The organism is Streptomyces sp. NPDC036815 (assembly GCF_055609205.1).
The window spans coordinates 88,254-107,295 of the sequence record NZ_JBVJPW010000026.1; the positions used below are offsets into that span (position 1 = coordinate 88,254).

Sequence of the window (19,042 nt, forward strand, 5' to 3'; positions counted from 1 at the left end):
GCCGGGAAGCCATCACGGGCGCCGCTGTGTGCACGGCGCCCCGCGTCCGCCTACCTCACGTCCGAACCGAATGCCTTGCCCTCGTCCGGGATGCCGTCGGCGCCCGGCTTGAGCGTGCGCACCGAGCCGGTGCCGTCTTCGATGTGCTTCCACGACATCGCGTACACCAGGCCCTTACGGTCGGCCGGCGTCTTGCTGTAGGGCACTCCGACGTACAGGTCCTTGTACGAGGCCCACAGCCCGAGACCCGCGAAGTCGCGGGCCTGCGCGGTGCCCGGGAGCCCCTTGCCCCGCGTAAGGGCCTTGCCGCCTCCGCCGGAGCGGTCGAGTGCGGACAGGATGTGCACGGCGCCGGCGTTCTCCGCGGCTCCCACTTCCTGGTTGGGAACGCTGACGGCCAGCTTGATCGTCTCGGTGGTACCGACCTCACCGGGAGCGGTGTTGGCGAGGGCTACCCGCTGGCCGAAGAAGTCAGCCGTGGCCGGCCGCTCGTCGCCGCCGGATGCCAGACGGTCCATGAAGTTGACTTCGGTGACGGCACCTGAGGGTTTGATCCGGATGACGGTCACGGCACCCGCGTCCGCAACCGTGCCGATGTTCTCGTTGGGGGTTCCGACGGCCAGCAGCGCGTCCGTCTCGGAATCCGCGCCCGACGGGCGGTACGGGACCATCGACAGCGCTGTGCCGAACCGGTCGTCCTTGGCGGACGCACCGGACACCAGGGCGGGATGGTCCTCGTCCACTCCGTCCAGTGCCGTTGGTCGTCCGGCCACCAGAGCGTGGTTGAACAGGGTCACGGCCCCGGCGAACGACTCCTCACCGATGGCCTCGCCGGGCGCTCCGACGGCGATGAAGCGACTCGTGGCGGCAAGGGAGTGCCCGAACCGGTCATGAGGCTCGGCCACACCCGGCACGTCGGGGTCGTCCTGATTGACCGTGGTCTTGGTGGTGCCCTGCACGTAGTGGATGCACCCTGCGTCCGAGCGGTCCCCGATGGCCTCCCCCGGTACGCCGATGGCGAGGTACGGCTTGCCGCCCGACGTGGCGCCGGCCGCGAGGGCGTACCCGAAGAGGTCACCGGCCTCGGTGGTGGTGTCGCCGTCGAGGCCCGCCTGGGTGTAGCTCTCGACCGTGGCCCCCTCACCCAGGCCCGTCGGCCGGCCGTGGATGACGTAGACCGCTCCGGCGTCCGCCTGTGCCCCCTCGGTGGTTTTGACGTCCTCGTACGGCGCTCCCACCGCCAAGTCGTCACAGCCGTCCTTGTCCGCGTCGTACACGGCGATCGACGCACCGAACTTGTCGCCGGTCTCCGGGTTGGCGGTCATGCCGCTCATCGCCTGGGAGATCTCGGTAACGCCCTTGTCGCCGCCGAGCACGATGCGGACGAGGCCTGCGTTCGCCTTGCCATCGACGGTGGCTTCGGGATCGGCCACGGCCATGTCGCGCATGCCGTCGCCGTTGAAGTCCGACCCCACTCCGGCGGTGCACGAAACCGCGGTCGCGGACGGCGCGCCCAGAGAGAAGGACGCCGCGGCTGTCACCACGAGGGCCGCCAGGGCACCCCACTTGTTCACCCGCACGCCAATGCGCAGGTTGTTGTTCAACTCCACAACCCCACCCCAGAGTTACGGAACATCCACCGGATGTTCACAGCGGGGCGAGTTAATGCTCCGGCCCGATAAGCCGTCAACATGACGCACGTCACACACAATTAACATACGGCCACGACGGTTTACTGTCCGTAGCGACCGGAGGCGACTCCCGGCCACGCTCCGAAAGCCCGACAACACGTGGGATCGGGGCGCCTTTTGGGCGGATGTGAGGTTCACAGCGAACTCACAGGCTGCCTTGCCGCGCCAGCTCACGCCCGAAGCGGCGGAACACCAATAGGGCTCTGCGCGGCGAGAATCGGCCATGCCTGGATGTACCGCACCCAGGGGCATCACGGAACGCGAGGTGAAAGCCAGGCGAAATCCGTGTAGCCCCTGGGCGTTATGTCCCCTCTGGCATCGCCCCTCGCGCAGCCGGACGGCGACCCGAGCGGGGCCGACGTATCCGCTAGGCGCTCGCCACGAACGCGCTCGCCGGTACGTCCTTGGCGAGAGTGACCCGGGTGAGCCGCTCGTTCACGCGCTGGGTGTCCACCGCGGCGTATCCGTGCTTGCGGTACAGCTGCAGGTTCTGCTCGCTGCGGTGGCCGGAGGAGAGCTGGAAGCACTTGGCGGTGCCGGTCGCGCCGAGGTGCTGTTCTATCGCGTCGAGCAGGCGGCCGCCCAGGCCGTGCCGCTGCATGCGGGGGTGGACGATGAGCTTGCCGATGCGCGCCGTGCCGTCCGCGTCGACCGTGCCGCGTACGGAGGCCACCACCTCGTCGCCGAGGCGGGCCACCAGGACCGTGCCCGCGGCCATTTCGGCCCTGATGGAGTCGAGGGACTGCGTCAGGGGTTCGATCGAGTAGTCGCCGTAGATCTCGGCCTCGCTCTGGTAGCAGAGGTACTGCAGTTTGAGGATCTGCTCGACGGCGTCCTCGCCGTCGGCCGTCGCCACCGAGATGGTCACGCTCATGCCCATGTGTGCATGCCTCCCGCTCACCTGCTCCACCGGTTGTCTACCGCTCCCTTCCCCACGGAGCAGGAGCCGCAACCTCCGCCGTGAGCATTCTGCGCAGGCATCCCAGGCATCGGGAACGTTCCGGCCCCAGACTGCCCTGTGACATTCCCAACTCCCCTGCGATTTCGCGGTAGGTGAGGTCCTCGGGGGACAGCAGCGCGGCCATGATGCGCGAGCAACGGCCGGGCAGCCTGCGCACGGCGGCGTGCAGGGCGCGGTGCCGGTCGGCGGTCAGGGCGCGCTGCTCGGGGCCGTGCTCGGCGTCGTCGGCGGGCTCGTTCGCGTACGCCGCCTCGCGGCGCCCGGTGTGCCGGGTGCGGCGCGCCTCGGACCGGACGGCGCCGCGCAGCCACCGCGCCGGGTCGGCGGGCGGCCCCGTCGTCTTCATGCGCTCCAACAGGCGCAGCCAGACGGCCTGTTCGAGGTCACCGGGGTCCGCGCCGGAGCCGAGGGCCTCCGCGGACGCCTCGGCGGCGAGCAGCGGGCGCAGGGTGGGGATGAGGTCGTGGGTCATGCCCGGCGGGACGCGGCCGCTCCGGTACGAGGTTTCCGGAACGGCCGCTTCTCACCCCAACCGGGGCCGGACGGTCGGCCGTTGACGCGAGTCACCCGGCGTCGAAGAGGGACGTCAGTCCTGCGCGAAGTCCGCGGCGGCGAGCAGCGCGGTGTCGCAGTTGTCGGAGAAGATCCCGTCGATGCCCGTCTCGAAGTAGGCCTTGAAGGCGCCGAAGGCGTCTCCGTAGGCGTTCGGGTCGGTGCCCTTCCTGAAGTTCGCGGGCAGGAAGGTGTTCTCGTTGCGCATCGTGTACGGGTGCAGGATCAGGTCCGCCGCGTGCGCGTCGTCGACCAGCGTGGTCGGGGTGCCGAGGCTGCCGTCCGCCTTCTTGGGGATGACGAGGTCGAGGGTCGGGCCGATGCCCTGGGCGAAGCCCGCCATCCACCGCAGGCCCTTGGGCGTGATCAGGTCGGCGACGGTGCGCGGATCGCCCGCCTCGACGAAGTCCCAGGGGCGGGAGTTCGCGGTGGAGAGCAGCACGACGCGGGGGCCGGAGACCAGCTTGGCGAGGCGCTGGATGCTGGAGGGCTCGAAGGACTGCAGGAAGTTCGGCGAGTTCTTCTTGTGCCGGCCGTAGCGGCGCAGGAGCTTGGCGAGCGGCTCCTCGAGACCCAGGCCCAGCTTGCGGAAGTACGTGGGGTGCTTGGTCTCGATGTGCAGCCAGACCGGCCTGCCGCGCCTGCGCCCCTCCTTCTCCGCCCAGCGGAGGACCTCTTCGAGGGTGGGCACCTCCCAGCGGCCGTCGTAGAGGGTGTTGTGCTGGCGGGTGCCCGGGATGCGCTCCTTGGCGCGCAGCGTCTTCAGCTCGGCGAGCGTGAAGTCCTCGGTGAACCAGCCGGTGAGCTTGACGCCGTCCACCGACTTGGTGGTCTTGCGGGACGCGAACTCGGTGTGCGCCGAGACGTCCGTCGTCGCGGTGATGTCGTTCTCGTGACGGCATACGAGGTGGCCGTCCTTGGTGGGCACGACGTCCTGCTCGATCACGTGCGCGCCCATGTCGAGGGCGAGCTGGTACGAGCCGAGCGTGTGCTCGGGGCGGTAGCCGCTGGTCCCCCGGTGCGCGACGACCGTCGGCACGGGCAGGCTCCGGTAGCCGCCGTGCCCCCCGTGACCGCCGCCGTGACGCTCGTCGGCTCTTGCCACGCCGGGCACTCCCGCCACCGCCGTGCCCGCGCCGAGGACCGCCGCCCCCAGTACCGCCCGCCGCCCCGGACTCGTCCCCGGCTGCTGCTGACCCGATCCCTGCGTCGCCATTGGCGCTCCTCCCGATGTGCTGCCGCCTTGCACCTGACAAAGCGGGACTGATCGTAGGTGGCCGGGAGTGACGTGTGGGAGACCCCCGACGGAACGGCGGGATGACGTGGCGTGGCGAGTGGGCGCACCATGGACGTGGCGGCCCGCGCCCGGCGGCCCGCCACGCAGAGCGACGGGTGTGCGTGACAAGGACCACTGGTTCGGGCCACAACGATCCCGTGGGGATACGGTCGTCACAAAGGCGACGGCGCAGGGCAAGATCCCGCAAAGTCAGGTCAACACTGCGTATCGAGTGCATGAACCCGATGTGCAAAGGGCGGTGGCCCGCGAGTATCGTCCTCACCTGCATTTACTCGTCGTCGACCCGTTGACACCGGAGGGCCTGTTGTCCCGTCTAGCGCTCATCAAGGCAGTGCTCGGACCGATCTTGCGCCTGATGTTCCGCCCACGGGTAGAAGGCGCCGAGAACATTCCGGGGACCGGTCCCGTCATCCTGGCCGGAAACCACCTGACGTTCATCGACTCGATGATCCTGCCGCTGGTGACGAACCGTCCGGTGTTCTTCATCGGCAAGGACGAGTACGTCACCGGAAAGGGCCTCAAGGGCCGCCTCATGGCCTGGTTCTTCACGGGTGTCGGCATGATCCCGGTGGACCGGGACGGTGGCCGCGGGGGCGTGGCCGCGCTGATGACCGGTCGGCGCATTCTCGATGACGGCAAGGTCTTCGGCATCTACCCCGAGGGCACGCGGTCGCCCGACGGGCGGCTGTACCGGGGGCGTACGGGGATCGCTCGCCTCACCCTGATGACGGGTGCGCCCGTCGTCCCCTTCGCGATGATCGGCACGGACAAGCTGCAGCCCGGCGGCAAGGGGCTTCCCCGGCCGGGGAAGGTGACGGTGCGCTTCGGTGAGGCGATGGAGTTCTCGCGGTACGACGGCATGGACCGTGACCGGTATGTGCTGCGGGCGGTGACGGACTCCGTGATGACGGAGGTCATGCTCTTGTCGGGGCAGGAGTATGTGGACATGTACGCCACGAAGGCGAAGGCGGCCTAGCCGCCCGGGTGACGGTTCTCATCGGCGCGCCCGTGCCGGGGTCGGGGTCTTCCCCCGGCGCCGGGGCGGGCGTTGTTCGTTCCCTGGGGGCGGTGTGTGGCTGGTCGCGCAGTTCCCCGCGCCCCTGGGGGGACTGGCCTCTGCTCGTTGCCTGCGGGTCGTGGTGGGTTGCTCGCGCCGTTCCCCGCGCCCCTGAAGGGGCTGGCCTGCGTTCGTTGCCTGCGGGCCGTGGTGGGTTGCTCGCGCCGTTCCCCGCGCCCCTGAGGTCTTCGCCGGGGCAAGCCCCCAGCTGGGTGCGGAGGGCAGCGCGGGCAACCACGCACTACCAGGGGCGCGGGGAACTGCGCGACCAGCCACACACCGCCCGCAGACAACACCCGACCCCTTAAGGGGCGCGGGGAACTGCGCGAGCGGTCACCACGTACCGCCCGCCCGCGACGCCCTAGTGCTCGACGCCCGACTCCAACTCCTGGCCCTTCAACAGGAACCACGCCGCCGCAGCCGTCGCGAGCAGCACCGCCGCCCCCACGCCCGCCGCCAGGCGCAGACCGTCCACGAAGGCCGTCTGGGCGGCCGAGAGCAGGACGTCCGCCTGAGCCGCCGGCAGGGACGCCGTCGACTCCACCGCGCCGCCCAGCGACTCGTGCGCGGCCGACGCGACGTCCGGCGGCGTGCCGGGCGGCGCCGTGAAGTCGCGGTAGACGCCGGTGACGATGGAGCCGAGCAGGGCGATGCCGAGCGCCGCGCCCAGCTCGTACGCCGTCTCGGAGACCGCGGACGCCGCGCCCGCCTGTTCCTTGGGGACGCTGGAGAGGATGACGTCGGCGGTCACCGTGAACGAGAAGCCCGCGCCGATGCCGACGACCAGGAGCGAGGCGCCGAGCAGCGGATAGCCGGTGTGCTGGCTGAGCCCCGTGAGCGCGGCGAGGGAGAGACCGACCGCCGCGAGGCCTCCGGCGACCACGATCCGTACGGAGAAGCGCCGCGCCACCATGCCCGCGATCAGACCGGCCCCCACCGCGCCGACCGCCGCGGGCAGTTCGGCGAGGCCCGCCTCGAACGGCCGTCGGCCCTGGACCAGTTGCAGGAACTGGGAGAGGAAGAAGACCAGGCCGGAGAGGCCGAGGACGGTGAGCAGGTCGGCGAGGACCGCCCCGGAGAAGCCGCGGTTGCGGAACAGCCGCATGTCCAGGAGCGGCGCCCTGAGCGTCAGTTGGCGGCGTACGAACCAGGTGAGCGCGGCGACGCCCACGACCGCGCCCGCCACGGCGTCCCAGCGCAGACCGTGCGCGGCCGCCTCCTTGATGGCGTACACGACGGCGATCATGCCGATGAGGGAGAGCACGACGCTGACCAGGTCCCAGGGGCCCGGGGCCGGGTTCTTGGACTCGGGCAGGAACTTGATGCCGACCAGCACGAGCACGGCCATCACGGGCAGGTTGATGAGGAAGACCGAGCCCCACCAGAAGTGTTCGAGCAGGAAGCCGCCGACGACCGGCCCGACGGCCGCACCCGCGGACGCCATGGCGCCCCAGATGCCGACCGCGAGGCTGCGCTCGCGCGGGTCGTGGAAGATGTTCCGGATCAACGCGAGCGTGGACGGCATCAGCGTCGCGCCCGCGACACCGAGCAGCGCGCGGGCGAGGATCATCAGCTCGGGGCTGGTGGCGTAGGAGTTGAGCACCGATACCGCGCCGAAGGCGACGGCCCCGGTGAGCAGCAGCTTCTTGCGGCCGATACGGTCGCCGAGGCTGCCCATGGAGACGAGCAGACCGGCGATGACGAAGGAGTAGACGTCGCCGATCCACAGCAGCTGGGTGCCGGAGGGCTTGAGGTCCTCGCTGATGTACGGCGTCGCCAGGCCCAGCACGGTCGCGTCGACGGCGACGAGGAGCACCGCGAGGGCGAGTACGGCGAGGGCGAGCCAGCGGCCGGGGCTGCGCTCCGCATCGGGCGCCGCCGTCTGCTGATGTGTGCTGGTCATGAGTCCACTCTCCGCTGTGCGCCGCCGATCAGCAGCTCGGCGATCATGTACGAGAAGTCGTTGGCGGCCACCCGGCCGTCCTGCACCGCCCAGGCGCCGGAGCCGACGAGGCCGTAGAACGCCTCGGTGAGCCAGCCGGGGGTGAGATCGATGCGGAACTCGCCGTTCTCCTGGCCGCGCCGGAAGAGCGCGGCGAGCCGGTCGTCGATGCGGGACCAGCCCTCGTTCTGGGTGTCGCCCTCGAACAGCTGGTTCTCGGTGTACAGGAACGCGAGCAGCCCGGCGGCCTGCTCGATCTCCTTCACCAGGCGCCGCAGCGCCTCGCTCGCGCTGCCCTCGCGCAGCCGGGCCCGGTCGACGGCGGCCTCGCACTCCTGGAGGCCGAGGTCCTCAAGGGCGCGCACGAGTGCATCGCGGCCCGCGAAGTGGCGGTGCAGGGTCGCCCTGCTGATGCCCGCGGCGCGGGCGACCTCGTCCATGGTCGAGGTGGCTTTACGGGTGAGCAGGGCCGCGGCGCTGCGCAGGACCTGGTCGCGATCGACTGACATGACACAACCATAAGCCGTGTGAGACACGAATGTCTCATGATGTGTCAGCGGTTCGGTGTCGGCGAGCCGCGGACCGGAGATCGACCCGGGCCCCCTCCCCCGTTCAGTTCCAGGGCAGGCGCGCCCGGCCCTCCCAGTACGCGGCCGGGTCCTGCACGAGCCCCACGAGCCGTTCCAGCTGCCCGGCGTCCAGGTCGACGGCGGCGGCGTGCAGGTTGGAGACGAGCTGGACCGACGTGGCCGCGCCGGAGAGCACGACGCCCGCCCACGGCTCGGCGAGCAGGACGCCGAGCGCGACCGCGTCGCAGCCGAGCCCCGCCTCCTCGGCGACCTCGCGCAGCGCGGGCGGCGCGTACGGCCCCGCGAGCCTGCCGTTGGCCATGCCCTCCTTGACGATCACGGTCAGCCCCGCCTCGTGCGCCTCGGCCAGCGCGGGCCCCGCCGAGGTCTCCAGGATGTTGTACGTGGCCTGGACGGTGCGGAAGAGCGGCTCCCCGTCGATGGTCACGGCGAGGGCGGAGCGGATCGCGGCCGCCTGGTCGGGGCCGCTCACGGAGAGGCCGACGGTGACGCCTTCGGCGGCGAGCGCGGCCAGGTGGCCGTGGAGTTCCTTGTCGGTGAGCGCCGGGCTCTCGGGCGTCACGGAGTGGATCTGGTAGAGGTCGAGCCGGTCTCCGAGCAGTTCGGCGGTCTCGGCGCGCTGGCGGGCGTACGCCGCGACGCTGTGGTCCTTGACCTCGTGCGGGCCCTCGACGTCGGTGCGCCAGTCCGCCGTGTACGTATAGCCCCACTTGCTGCCGATGACGACGTCGGTGACGTCGGGCCTGGCGCTCAGCCAGTCGCCGAGGAACTCCTCGGACCTGCCGTACGACCGGGCCACGTCGAAGTAGCGGACCCCCGACGCGTAGGCGGCGTCGAGGAGTTCCAGGGCGCGCTCGCGCAGGTCCTCGACGCTGCGGGAGGGCGGCAGGTCGGTCTCACGGCCCAGCGTGATGTAGCCGGGCCTGCCGACGGCGGCGAGGCCGAGTCCCAGGTGCGCGGTCGGGGTCGTGGCTGCGGCCAGCCGTGCGAAGGGCATCGCGGGCTCCTCGTCGTAGGGGGTTCCCCGTCAACGTAACCCGCGACGCCCTTTTGTCACCTACGGGCACCCGGCGTCACCGTCGTCCTCGCGGACACCGGCCGTCACTTGCGGGCGCCCGCCCACTCCTGCTGCACCGCCAGGTCCGCCTTGACCTCGGCGAGTTGGACGGCGACGGCGGAGGGCGCGGTGCCGCCGCGGCCGTCGCGGGAGGCCAGGGCGCCGGGGACGTTCAGGACGGTCCGCACCTCGGGGGTGAGGTGCTCGGAGATCTCGGCGAACTGCTCGTCGGTGAGGTCGTCGAGCTCCTTGCCCCCGGCCTCGGCGACCTTCACGCACGCGCCCGCGACATCGTGCGCGACACGGAACGGCACGCCCTGCTTGACCAGCCACTCGGCGATGTCCGTGGCGAGCGAGAAACCGGCCGGGGCCAGCTCCTCCAAGCGCTCGCGGTGCACGGTGAGGGTCGCCATCATGCCGGTGAAGGCGGGCAGTAGGACCTCCAGCTGGTCGCAGGAGTCGAAGACCGGCTCCTTGTCCTCCTGGAGGTCGCGGTTGTACGCGAGCGGGAGCGCCTTGAGCGTCGCCATCAGGCCCGTCAGATTGCCGATGAGGCGGCCCGACTTGCCCCGCGCCAGCTCGGCGATGTCCGGGTTCTTCTTCTGCGGCATGATCGAGGAGCCGGTCGAGAAGGCGTCGTGGAGGGTCACGAAGGAGAACTCCTTCGTGTTCCAGATGATGACCTCCTCGGCGATCCGGGAGAGGTTCACCCCGATCATCGCGGTGATGAAGGCGAACTCCGCGACGAAGTCCCTGGAGGCCGTGCCGTCGATGGAGTTGGCGGACGAGCCGTGCTCGAAGCCGAGGTCCCTGGCGACCGCCTCCGGGTCGAGGCCGAGCGAGGAGCCGGCCAGCGCGCCCGAGCCGTAGGGCGACACGGCCGTCCGGGCGTCCCACTGGCGCAGCCGCTCCGCGTCCCGGGACAGCGACTGGACGTGCGCGAGGACGTGGTGCGCGAAGAGCACCGGCTGGGCGTGCTGCAGGTGCGTGCGGCCCGGCATGGCGACGTCGGGGTGCGCCTCGGCGAGGCCGACGAGCGCGCCCTGGAGGTCGGCGAGCAGGCCGCCGATGATCCGGGCGTGGTCGCGCAGGTACATCCGGAAGAGCGTCGCCACCTGGTCGTTGCGGGACCGGCCGGCCCGCAGCTTGCCGCCGAGGTCGGGGCCGAGGCGTTCGAGCAGGCCCCGCTCCAGGGCGGTGTGGACGTCCTCGTCGGCGACGGTGCCGACGAAGGAGCCGTCGGCCACGTCGGCCTCGAGGCGGCCGAGTCCGTCCAGCATGCCGGCCAGCTCGTCCTCGGTGAGCAGGCCCGCCTTGTGGAGCACGCGGGCGTGGGCGCGGGAACCGGCGATGTCGTACGGGGCCAGGCGCCAGTCGAAGTGGACCGACGCCGAAAGCTTCGCCAGGGCCTCCGCGGGCCCGTCGGCGAACCTTCCGCCCCAGAGCCGGACGTCACCGCCGTTGTTGCTGCTCACTGCACGTGCTCCTCAAGGCCGTTCCCTGCATGCACCGTCATGCATGAGTATGCAGTACTCCGTATGTTTCGTCAATCGAACCACCCCGCACGACAGTGTCCCATTTCGTTAGACAAACAAAGAACATTGCTCAATAATCACTGGCCATGGGAAAAACCTATGAACGCATCGACGGCAGACTCCGCACCTTCATCGAGGAACAGCCGATGTTCTTCACGGCGACCGCCCCGCTCGCCGACGACGGCACGATCAACCTCTCCCCCAAGGGCCTCCAGGGCTCCTTCGTGGTCCTCGACGAACTGCGCGTCGCCTACCTCGACTTCGCGGGAAGCAACGCCGAAACCATCGCCCACCTGCGGGAGAACGGCCGCATCACGCTCATGTGGTGTGCCTTCCAGGGGCCGCCGAACATCGTGCGGGTGCACGGGACGGGCGAGCCCGTCTTCCGTGACGACCCGCGCTTCGCCGAGCTGCTCGGCCACTTCCCCGGCATCGACCCGACGCCGCACGGCCTGCGCGCCATCATCGTCGTGACGGCCGACCTCATCCGCGACACCTGCGGGTACGGGGTGCCGTTCATGACGTACGACGAGGACCGCGACCTGCACAGCAGGCGCTTCGCGCGGGAGGACGACGAGTCGCTCAGCGCATACTTCGCCAAGAAGGACTACATCGCGCAGAGCATCGACGGACTGCCGGGGCTGCCCCTGCCGCTGCCGCCCGCCGTTCCCCGGACGCAGACCTCCGTGTAGCGACCACATACCGAGACGGGGTTGCATGCGCGCCCCGCCGGGGCGTTGCATCGCGCCGTGCGATCCGAACAGCCCGTGCGACCCGACCAGACGCTCACCGGCCCGACCGGCGAGGCGGAGCCGACCGGCGGGGCGGACCCGGCCGACAAGGCCGCCCGCCGCGCCGTCACCGTCTTCCCCGTCCTCGTCCTCGCGGCGGGCGCGCTCGGCCTCGCCCTGCCGGACGCCTTCGAGGGCTGGGGCACGAACGTCCCGTACCTGCTGGGTGTCGTGATGTTCTGCATGGGCCTGACCATGACGCCGCTCGACTTCCAGGGTGTGGTCAAGCGCCCCTGGGCCGTAGCGCTCGGTCTCGTCGCGCATTACATCATCATGCCGGGCCTCGGCTGGCTGATCGCCCACGCGCTCGGCCTGTCACCGCAGTTGGCGGCCGGCGTGATCCTGGTGGGCTGCGCGCCGAGCGGCACGGCGTCCAACGTGGTCACCTACCTCGCCCGCGGCGACGTGGCCCTTTCGGTCTCCGTCGCCACCGTCTCGACCGTCCTCGCGCCGCTGGTCACGCCCCCGCTGACGCTGCTGCTCGCGGGCGAGTACCTGCCGGTGGACGCGGGCTCGATGGTCACCGACATCCTCAAGACCGTGCTTCTTCCGGTCCTCGGCGGGCTGGTCGTGCGGCTGCTCCTCGGGCGGTACGTCGACCGGGTGCTCGGCGCGCTGCCGTGGCTCTCGGCGCTGACCATCGCGGCCATCGTGGCGATCGTCGTCGCGGGCAGCGCCGCGGCCATCAAGTCGGCCGCGGCCCTGGTGTTCCTCGCGGTGTTCCTGCACAACGGGCTCGGTCTCGCGCTCGGTTACGGCGCGGGCAGACTGACCCGCCTCGGCCCGCCCGCCTCGCGGGCCATGGCCTTCGAGGTCGGCATGCAGAACTCGGGCCTGGCGGCGTCTCTGGCGACGGCCCACTTCAGCCCCCTCGCGGCGCTGCCCTCGGCGGTGTTCTCCGTGTGGCACAACGTGTCGGGGGCGTTGGTCGCGGCGTGGATGGCGCGGCGGAATCCAAGCCCGTCCGGCGATTGAGGACGAACTCGGCGGAGCCGGTGATCAACAGCACCCAAGGCCCAGGGCCAGCATCAGTGCTCGTGCGACGCCAGCGGAGACCAAGCCCGTCCGGCGATTGAGGACGAACTCGGCGAAGCCGGTGATCAACAGCACCCCAGGCCCAGGGCCAGCATCAGTGCTCGTTCGACGCCAGCCGCAGCAGGTGGTCCGCCAGCGCCTGCCCCCCGGTGGCCTCCCTGCTGATCAGCATCAACGTGTCGTCGCCCGCGATCGTGCCGAGGATGTCGTGGAGTTCGGCCTGGTCGATGGCGGACGCCAGGAACTGGGCCGCGCCCGGCGGGGTGCGCAGGACGACGAGGTTCGCCGAGGCCTCCGCGGAGATCAGCAGCTCCGCGGAGAGGCGCCGCATCCGCTCCTCCTTGGCCGATTCGCCCAGCGGCGCGCGCGGGGTGCGGAAGCCGCCCTCGCTCGGGACCGCGTAGATGAGGTCGCCCTCGGTGTTGCGGATCTTCACCGCGTTCAGCTCGTCGAGGTCGCGGGAGAGCGTCGCCTGCGTGACGGTCAGCCCGTCGTCGGCGAGCAGCTTCGCCAGCTGGCTCTGGGAGCGCACCGGTTGCCGGTTGAGGATGTCCACGATCCGGCGGTGGCGTGCGGTGCGGGTCTGCGGCACGGCGGGCCCCGCGTGGTCGCCGTGCTCGTTGCCTTGCGCCTGGCTCATCGTCGTCTCATTCTCCGGATCGTCCGTCCCCGTCGGCTTCTGAAGCCCTGCCCAGGATGCCGGGCAGTGCCTCCAGGAACGCGTCCACCTCGTCGTCGCGCACGTTCAGCGGCGGCATCAGCCGTACGACATCGGGGGCGGGCGCGTTCACGAGGAAGCCGGCGTCCTGAGCCACCTGCTGCACCCGCGGCGCGAGCGGCTCGGTGAGCACGATACCCAGCAGCAGCCCCGAGCCCCTTACATGACCTACGAGCGGGTGTCCCGGTGACTCGATCGCGTCGCGCAGTTTCTCGCCCGCCCGCTTGGTGTTCTCGAGGAGCCCCTCGGCCTCGACGGCGTCGATGACGGCACGGCCCGCGGCGCACGCGACGGGGTTGCCGCCGAACGTGGTGCCGTGGTGACCGGGCTTGAAGAGCTCCGCGGCGGCGCCGAACGCTACGGTCGCGCCGAGCGGAAGGCCGCCGCCCAGACCCTTCGCGAGCGTGACGACGTCCGGCTCCACGCCGTCGTGCGCGAGGTACTCGAACCAGTGCCCGGTGCGGCCGATTCCGGTCTGCACCTCGTCGAGGACGAGCAGCGTGCCGGTGGCCGAGGTGATCTCCCGGGCCGCCTTCAGATAGCCCGCGGGCGGCACGACGACGCCGTTCTCGCCCTGGATCGGCTCGATGATCACGAGGGCGGTCTCGGTGGTGACCGCCGCGCGCAGCGCCTCGACGTCGCCGTACGGGACGTGCGTGACGTCGCCGGGCAGGGGCAGGAAAGGATCCTGCTTGCCGGGCTGGCCGGTGAGGGCCAGCGCGCCCATGGTCCGGCCGTGGAAGCCGCCCTCGGTGGCGACCATGTGCCGGCGGCCGGTCAGCCGGCCGAGCTTGAACGCGCCTTCGTTGGCCTCGGCGCCGGAGTTGCAGAAGTACACCCGGCCCTCGCGCCCGAAGAGCTGCAGCAGCTTCTCGGCGAGCGCGACGGGCGGTTCGGCAACGAAGAGGTTCGAGACGTGCCCGAGAGCGCCGATCTGCGCGCTCACGGCCTCGACGACGGCCGGGTGCGCGAGGCCGAGGGCGTTGACCGCGATCCCGCCGACGAAGTCGAGGTACTCCTTGCCGTCGGCGTCCCACACCTTGGTGCCCGCGCCGCGCACGAGTGGCAGCCTGGGCGTGCCGTAGTTGTCCATGAGCGCGCCCTGCCAGCGCGCCGTCAGCTCCTGGTTGCTCATGACTCCCCCTCCTCGTCGGGCACGACCATCGTGCCGATTCCCTCATCCGTGAAGATTTCCAGCAGGATCGAGTGCTGGACGCGTCCGTCGATGACGCGGGCGGTCTCCACGCCGTTGCGCACGGCGTGCAGGCAGCCCTCCATCTTCGGGACCATGCCGCTGGCCAGCTCGGGCAGGAGCTTCTCGAGCTCGGCGGCGGTGAGCCTGCTGATGACCTCGTCGGAGCGGGGCCAGTCCTCGTACAGGCCCTCGACGTCGGTCAGGACCATCAGGGTCTCGGCATCAAGCGCCGCAGCGAGTGCCGCAGCCGCCGTATCAGCATTGACGTTGTAGACATGGTGGTCGTCCTGGGAGCGGGCGATCGAGGAGACGACGGGAATGCGGCCGTCGGCGAGCAGCGCTTCGATGGCGCCGGTGTCGATCTCGGTGATCTCGCCGACGCGGCCGATGTCGACCAGTTCGCCCTCGATGCGGGGCTGGTGCTTGGTGGCGGTGATGGTGTGCGCGTCCTCGCCGGTCAGGCCGACGGCGAGCGGGCCGTGCTGGTTGAGCAGCCCGACGAGCTCGCGCTGGACCTGTCCGGCGAGCACCATGCGTACGACGTCCATGGCGTCCTCGGTGGTGACCCGCAGACCCGCCTTGAACTCGCTGACGATGCCGTGCCGGTCGAGGGCCCTGCTGATCTGCGGTCCGCCGCCGTGCACGACGACGGGCTTGAGGCCCGCGTGGTGCAGGAAGACGACGTCCTGGGCGAAGGCGGCCTTCAGCTCCTCGTCGACCATGGCGTTGCCGCCGAACTTGATGACGACGGTCTTGCCGCGGTGCCGGGTCAGCCAGGGCAGCGCCTCGATGAGGATCTGCGCCTTGGGGAGCGCGGTGTGCTTCCGCGCGGTCGGCCGGCTCATGAGCTGTACGCGCTGTTCTCGTGCACGTAGTCCGCGGTGAGGTCGTTGGTCCAGATCGTCGCGCTCTCGTCGCCCGCCGCCAGGTCGGCGGTGACGACGATCTCCCGGTAGCGCATGTCGACGAGCTCGCGGTCCTCGCCCACGCTGCCGTTCTTGCAGACCCAGACGCCGTTGATGGCGACGTTGAGCCGGTCGGGTTCGAAGGCGGCGGACGTCGTGCCGATCGCGGAGAGCACGCGGCCCCAGTTGGGGTCCTCGCCGTGCAGGGCGCACTTGAGGAGGTTGTTGCGGGCGATGGAGCGGCCGACCTCGACGGCGTCGGCCTCGCTCGCGGCGTTCACGACCTCGACCTTGATGTCCTTGCTCGCGCCCTCGGCGTCGCCGATCAGCTGCCGGCCGAGGTCGTCGCAGACCTCGCGTACGGCGGCGGCGAACTCGGCGTACTCCGGGGCGACTTCGGACGCGCCCGAGGCGAGCAGCAGGACCGTGTCGTTGGTGGACATGCAGCCGTCGGAGTCGACGCGGTCGAAGGTGAGCCGGGTGGCGTCGCGCAGCGCCCGGTCCAGGACGTCGGCTCCGAGGTCGGCGTCGGTGGTGAGGACGACCAGCATGGTGGCGAGGCCGGGGGCGAGCATGCCCGCACCCTTGGCCATGCCGCCGACGGTCCAGCCCTCCTTGGTGACCACGGACGTCTTGTGCACGCTGTCGGTGGTCTTGATGGCGATGGCGGCCTTCTCGCCGCCGTGCGCGGAGAGTTCACCGGCGGCCTTGTCGACGCCCGGCAGGAGCTTGTCCATGGGGAGCGTGACGCCGATGAGCCCGGTCGAGGCGACGGCCACCTCTCCGGCGTTCAGGGACAGCGCCTCGGCCACCTTCTCGGCGGTGGCGTGCGTGTCCTGGAAGCCCTGCGGGCCCGTACAGGCGTTGGCACCACCGGAGTTGAGGACGACGGCGGAGACCAGGCCGCCCTTGAGAACCTGCTCCGACCACAGGACGGGGGCGGCCTTGACGCGGTTGGAGGTGAAGACGCCCGCGGCGGCCAGGCGGGGCCCGGTGTTGACCACGAGGGCGAGGTCCGGGTTGCCGTTCTCCTTGATGCCCGCGGCGATGCCCGCCGCCGTGAATCCCTTGGCTGCCGTCACACTCACGGCGCGACTCCGATCGTAGTGAGCCCGGTGGCCTCGTCGAGGCCGAGGGCGATGTTCATGCTCTGCAGGGCGCCGCCCGCGGTGCCCTTGGTCAGGTTGTCGATGGCGCCGATCACGATCACGCGCCCGGCCGCCTCGTCGTACGCGACCTGGACCTGCACGGCGTTCGAGCCGTACACGGCCGCGGTGGCGGGCCACTGCCCCTCGGGAAGCAGCCGCACGAACGGCTCGTCGGCGAACGCCTTCGCGTAGACGGCCCGCACGGTCTCCGCGGTCACGCCCGCCTTCGCCTTCGCACTGCACGTGGCGAGGATGCCGCGGGGCATCGGGGCCAGGGTCGGCGTGAAGGAGACGGTGACGGGGGTGCCCGCGGCGGCGGAGAGGTTCTGGATGATCTCGGGCGTGTGCCGGTGCCCTCCCCCGACGCCGTACGGGGACATGCTCCCCATGACCTCGGAGCCGAGGAGGTGCGGCTTGGCCGCCTTGCCCGCGCCGGAGGTGCCGGACGCCGCGACGATCACCGCTTCGGGCTCGACGAGGTCCGCCGCGTACGCGGGAAAGAGCGCGAGGGAGACCGCGGTGGGGTAGCAGCCGGGCACCGCGATGCGCTTGACCCCCTCCAGGGCGGCGCGGCCGCCCGGCAGTTCGGGCAGGCCGTAGGGCCAGGTCCCGGCGTGCGGGCTCCCGTAGAACTTCTCCCACTCCCCCGCGTCCGTCAGCCGGAAGTCCGCGCCCATGTCGACGACGAGGACGTCGGGCCCGAGCTGCTCGGCGACGGCGGCGGACTGCCCGTGGGGCAGCGCGAGGAAGACGACGTCGTGCCCGGCGAGGACCTCGGTGGTGGTCGGCTCCAGAACCCGGTCGGCGAGCGGAAGCAGATGCGGCTGCAGCGCGCCGAGGCGCTGCCCCGCGTTGGAGTTGCCGGTGAGGGCGCCGATCTCGACCCCGGGGTGCCCGAGCAGCAGACGCAGCAGCTCGCCGCCCGCGTACCCACTCGCCCCTGCCACCGCTGCGCGTACCCTCATGGAACCCTCCTCTTGGATGGCATGACTATACGTTTCGCCGCAGTTTTATGCAATGTGCTGCCTGGTGGAGCCCCCCGCGCAGTGTGACCGAGAATTTTTGTTGGCACATGGAGAGTGCTAGTTGGCACACCTTGGTCACGTAGCGCTGTGTAGCCAGAGCAGCTGTGCAGCCGGAGAGCCTTGCGCGAGGAGGTCGTACGCGGTGGTGCGCGACAGCGTCGTACGCAATTGGGGACGATCGGCGGTACACCCCAGGCCACCGATACGTGGAGCCGGACTCCCGGTCCGCCCCGGGCCACCACGGCTCCACTCCCGGCCGCCCACGGAGGCCGGCAGTGTCTTCAAGTTGCGCGTTGATCGGTGTCCGCGGCGTCGGCACGGCGCCGACCGACAGGGCCTGAAAATGGGCTGCGGCCGAATGAGACCGGGGCCCACACGTCACTGACCTGGCGACCGGAGGGCCAGATGCTAGTGGTCTGCAGCCTGAACGGGATCACTGCGACGTACTGGGCGGCGAACAGGGCGGAGTCGCGATAGCCCATGCCGCCGCTCCCGCACAGATACGCGCGAGCGGATCTTCCCGGCTCGTGATGCGGACCGTACCGGCCCCGGCCACGCGCACCCCGAGCGCCACAACCGGCTCAAGGGCGATCTAGCTTGCAGCGTCCACCGGGGCAAGCGGCTCGTCCGCCAGCAGATCGAGATGACCACCGGCGACTGCATCTGGCACGTATTCAACACCGAGCGCCGTACGGTCTGGATCGACAGCAACCCATGACCAACGCCGTGGCCGATTGGAGCGCCCGGCCCTCCTCGCTCGGAATCTAACCAAGATCACCGGCTCGGCGCCGAGACCGTAACCGGAACCACGCCGAGACTTGCCCGGAGCGCGAGCCAGCTATTACCCACGCCTCGGCGCCGCCGGACGGCTCTCACCATTAGCCGCTTCGCATGGGTGCCGCATTCAGGGAGCCGCTTTTCAGTAGGCGTGATTCTGCTACTGTCGAGACACCCCTCCAAGAATTCCGGTGGATTTCAGCTGGTCTACCGGGAGGAGGTGATTCGGTGTCCGGCAGGAACCCCGACGAGGGAACCAAGCCGGACCGGACCAAGCGGCAATCAGCCGTCCAGATATGCATCCTGATCGCGCGTGCCAGCCAGGCCGCGTACTGGGTGTACAAGCTCTGGCAGCTGAACTAGCAGCAACGATGGGCCCGGCCGATGCCACGGCCGAGCCCATCCCAGGTCCGGAACCGGGGGCCCCACGATCTCGTGCAACAGAGGCGTGGGGCCCGACTCATTTGTGGACCGAGTGATCTGTCCGGCTTCCCGGAACTGGCGATCAGCTGCCAGCATACATCCCTTTTCCTATTTGTGGAACCCAATGAATTCCGGATCCCGATTCCTGAATCGGGAAACTGTCGAATCTCGGGGTCCTCCAGTTCTCGCGAATGTTGGCATTTCATTCTTTCGATTCGCCCCTGCCGTATGACTTCATTTCCTCATCCTGTGGTGTTTCGAGGGCACGGTCATCGGCTTCGGGGGCGTCCCCGTTCGCTTCGGGAGCACGCTGCCGGGCTTCGAGGCCAGCCACTCTCGCGAG

The 19,042-nt window shown here is 70.4% G+C and carries 17 protein-coding genes; 4 read left to right on the plus strand and 13 right to left on the minus strand.

Translation table 11 applies throughout. From position 1 onward, the window contains the following. Window positions 1–50: 50 nt before the first annotated feature. The 4 genes from ACZ69I_RS34720 to ACZ69I_RS34735 form a co-directional block, all read right to left on the minus strand. Window positions 51–1,610: a VCBS repeat-containing protein gene (locus ACZ69I_RS34720; RefSeq protein ID WP_470836520.1), complete on the minus strand. Its 1,560-nt coding sequence runs from the start codon at window positions 1,608–1,610 to the stop codon at window positions 51–53. A 448-nt stretch (window positions 1,611–2,058) separates the two neighbouring features. Beyond that, window positions 2,059–2,571, minus strand: a complete 513-nt coding sequence (locus ACZ69I_RS34725; RefSeq protein ID WP_467679297.1) for a GNAT family N-acetyltransferase — start codon at window positions 2,569–2,571, stop codon at window positions 2,059–2,061. 37 nt (window positions 2,572–2,608) lie between these two features. Continuing rightward, window positions 2,609–3,124 carry an RNA polymerase sigma factor gene (locus ACZ69I_RS34730; protein WP_470836521.1) on the minus strand — a complete coding sequence of 172 codons (516 nt, stop codon included), beginning with the start codon at window positions 3,122–3,124 and terminating at the stop codon, window positions 2,609–2,611. A 114-nt stretch (window positions 3,125–3,238) separates the two neighbouring features. Beyond that, a complete protein-coding gene (locus ACZ69I_RS34735) occupies window positions 3,239–4,420 on the minus strand; it encodes a glycerophosphodiester phosphodiesterase (RefSeq protein ID WP_470836523.1) in 1,182 nt (393 codons plus the stop codon). A 319-nt stretch (window positions 4,421–4,739) separates the two neighbouring features. On the opposite strand from ACZ69I_RS34735, the gene ACZ69I_RS34740 reads away from it, so the two are divergent. Continuing rightward, window positions 4,740–5,477: a lysophospholipid acyltransferase family protein gene (locus ACZ69I_RS34740; RefSeq protein ID WP_467679641.1), complete on the plus strand. Its 738-nt coding sequence runs from the start codon at window positions 4,740–4,742 to the stop codon at window positions 5,475–5,477. A gap of 442 nt (window positions 5,478–5,919) precedes the next feature. Here ACZ69I_RS34740 and ACZ69I_RS34745 read toward each other — a convergent pair whose 3' ends face one another. The 4 genes from ACZ69I_RS34745 to argH form a co-directional block, all read right to left on the minus strand. Continuing rightward, window positions 5,920–7,461 (minus strand): MFS transporter, encoded by a 1,542-nt coding sequence (locus ACZ69I_RS34745; RefSeq protein ID WP_467679291.1) that lies wholly within the window; start codon window positions 7,459–7,461, stop codon window positions 5,920–5,922. Further along, complete coding sequence (locus ACZ69I_RS34750) at window positions 7,458–8,009, minus strand: TetR/AcrR family transcriptional regulator (protein ID WP_467679289.1); 552 nt, start codon at window positions 8,007–8,009, stop codon at window positions 7,458–7,460. Before ACZ69I_RS34750 ends, ACZ69I_RS34745 begins: the two co-directional genes overlap by 4 nt. A gap of 103 nt (window positions 8,010–8,112) precedes the next feature. After that, window positions 8,113–9,087, minus strand: coding sequence for an aldo/keto reductase (locus tag ACZ69I_RS34755; RefSeq protein ID WP_470836525.1), 975 nt, complete (start codon window positions 9,085–9,087; stop codon window positions 8,113–8,115). A 104-nt stretch (window positions 9,088–9,191) separates the two neighbouring features. Continuing rightward, window positions 9,192–10,622 carry an argininosuccinate lyase gene (gene argH, locus ACZ69I_RS34760; protein WP_470836527.1) on the minus strand — a complete coding sequence of 477 codons (1,431 nt, stop codon included), beginning with the start codon at window positions 10,620–10,622 and terminating at the stop codon, window positions 9,192–9,194. 146 nt (window positions 10,623–10,768) lie between these two features. Here argH and ACZ69I_RS34765 point away from each other — a divergent pair, with 146 nt between their 5' ends. Beyond that, window positions 10,769–11,374, plus strand: coding sequence for a pyridoxamine 5'-phosphate oxidase family protein (locus ACZ69I_RS34765; RefSeq protein WP_467679283.1), 606 nt, complete (start codon window positions 10,769–10,771; stop codon window positions 11,372–11,374). Between the two features lie 75 nt (window positions 11,375–11,449). Continuing rightward, entirely contained in the window at window positions 11,450–12,448 is a 999-nt protein-coding gene (locus ACZ69I_RS34770) for a bile acid:sodium symporter family protein (protein ID WP_470836540.1), read from the plus strand. A 154-nt stretch (window positions 12,449–12,602) separates the two neighbouring features. Here ACZ69I_RS34770 and ACZ69I_RS34775 read toward each other — a convergent pair whose 3' ends face one another. From ACZ69I_RS34775 to argC, 5 genes are read right to left on the minus strand one after another with little or no spacing between them, the layout of a single operon-like run. After that, a complete protein-coding gene (locus ACZ69I_RS34775; protein ID WP_389720904.1) occupies window positions 12,603–13,148 on the minus strand; it encodes an arginine repressor in 546 nt (181 codons plus the stop codon). Window positions 13,149–13,155: 7 nt separating this feature from the next. Then, window positions 13,156–14,361, minus strand: a complete 1,206-nt coding sequence (locus ACZ69I_RS34780) for an acetylornithine transaminase (RefSeq protein ID WP_470836528.1) — start codon at window positions 14,359–14,361, stop codon at window positions 13,156–13,158. Beyond that, window positions 14,358–15,266 (minus strand): acetylglutamate kinase, encoded by a 909-nt coding sequence (gene argB / locus ACZ69I_RS34785; protein WP_470836530.1) that lies wholly within the window; start codon window positions 15,264–15,266, stop codon window positions 14,358–14,360. The genes ACZ69I_RS34780 and argB overlap by 4 nt, the downstream gene beginning before the upstream one ends. Continuing rightward, window positions 15,263–16,414 carry a bifunctional glutamate N-acetyltransferase/amino-acid acetyltransferase ArgJ gene (gene argJ, locus ACZ69I_RS34790; protein WP_470836531.1) on the minus strand — a complete coding sequence of 384 codons (1,152 nt, stop codon included), beginning with the start codon at window positions 16,412–16,414 and terminating at the stop codon, window positions 15,263–15,265. Before argJ ends, argB begins: the two co-directional genes overlap by 4 nt. Then, on the minus strand, window positions 16,411–17,439 hold the full coding sequence (gene argC / locus ACZ69I_RS34795; RefSeq protein WP_470836533.1) for an N-acetyl-gamma-glutamyl-phosphate reductase: 1,029 nt from the start codon (window positions 17,437–17,439) through the stop codon (window positions 16,411–16,413). Before argC ends, argJ begins: the two co-directional genes overlap by 4 nt. Before the next feature lie 1,065 nt (window positions 17,440–18,504). On the opposite strand from argC, the gene ACZ69I_RS34800 reads away from it, so the two are divergent. Next, a complete protein-coding gene (locus tag ACZ69I_RS34800; RefSeq protein WP_281392946.1) occupies window positions 18,505–18,639 on the plus strand; it encodes a hypothetical protein in 135 nt (44 codons plus the stop codon). Window positions 18,640–19,042: the final 403 nt, after the last annotated feature.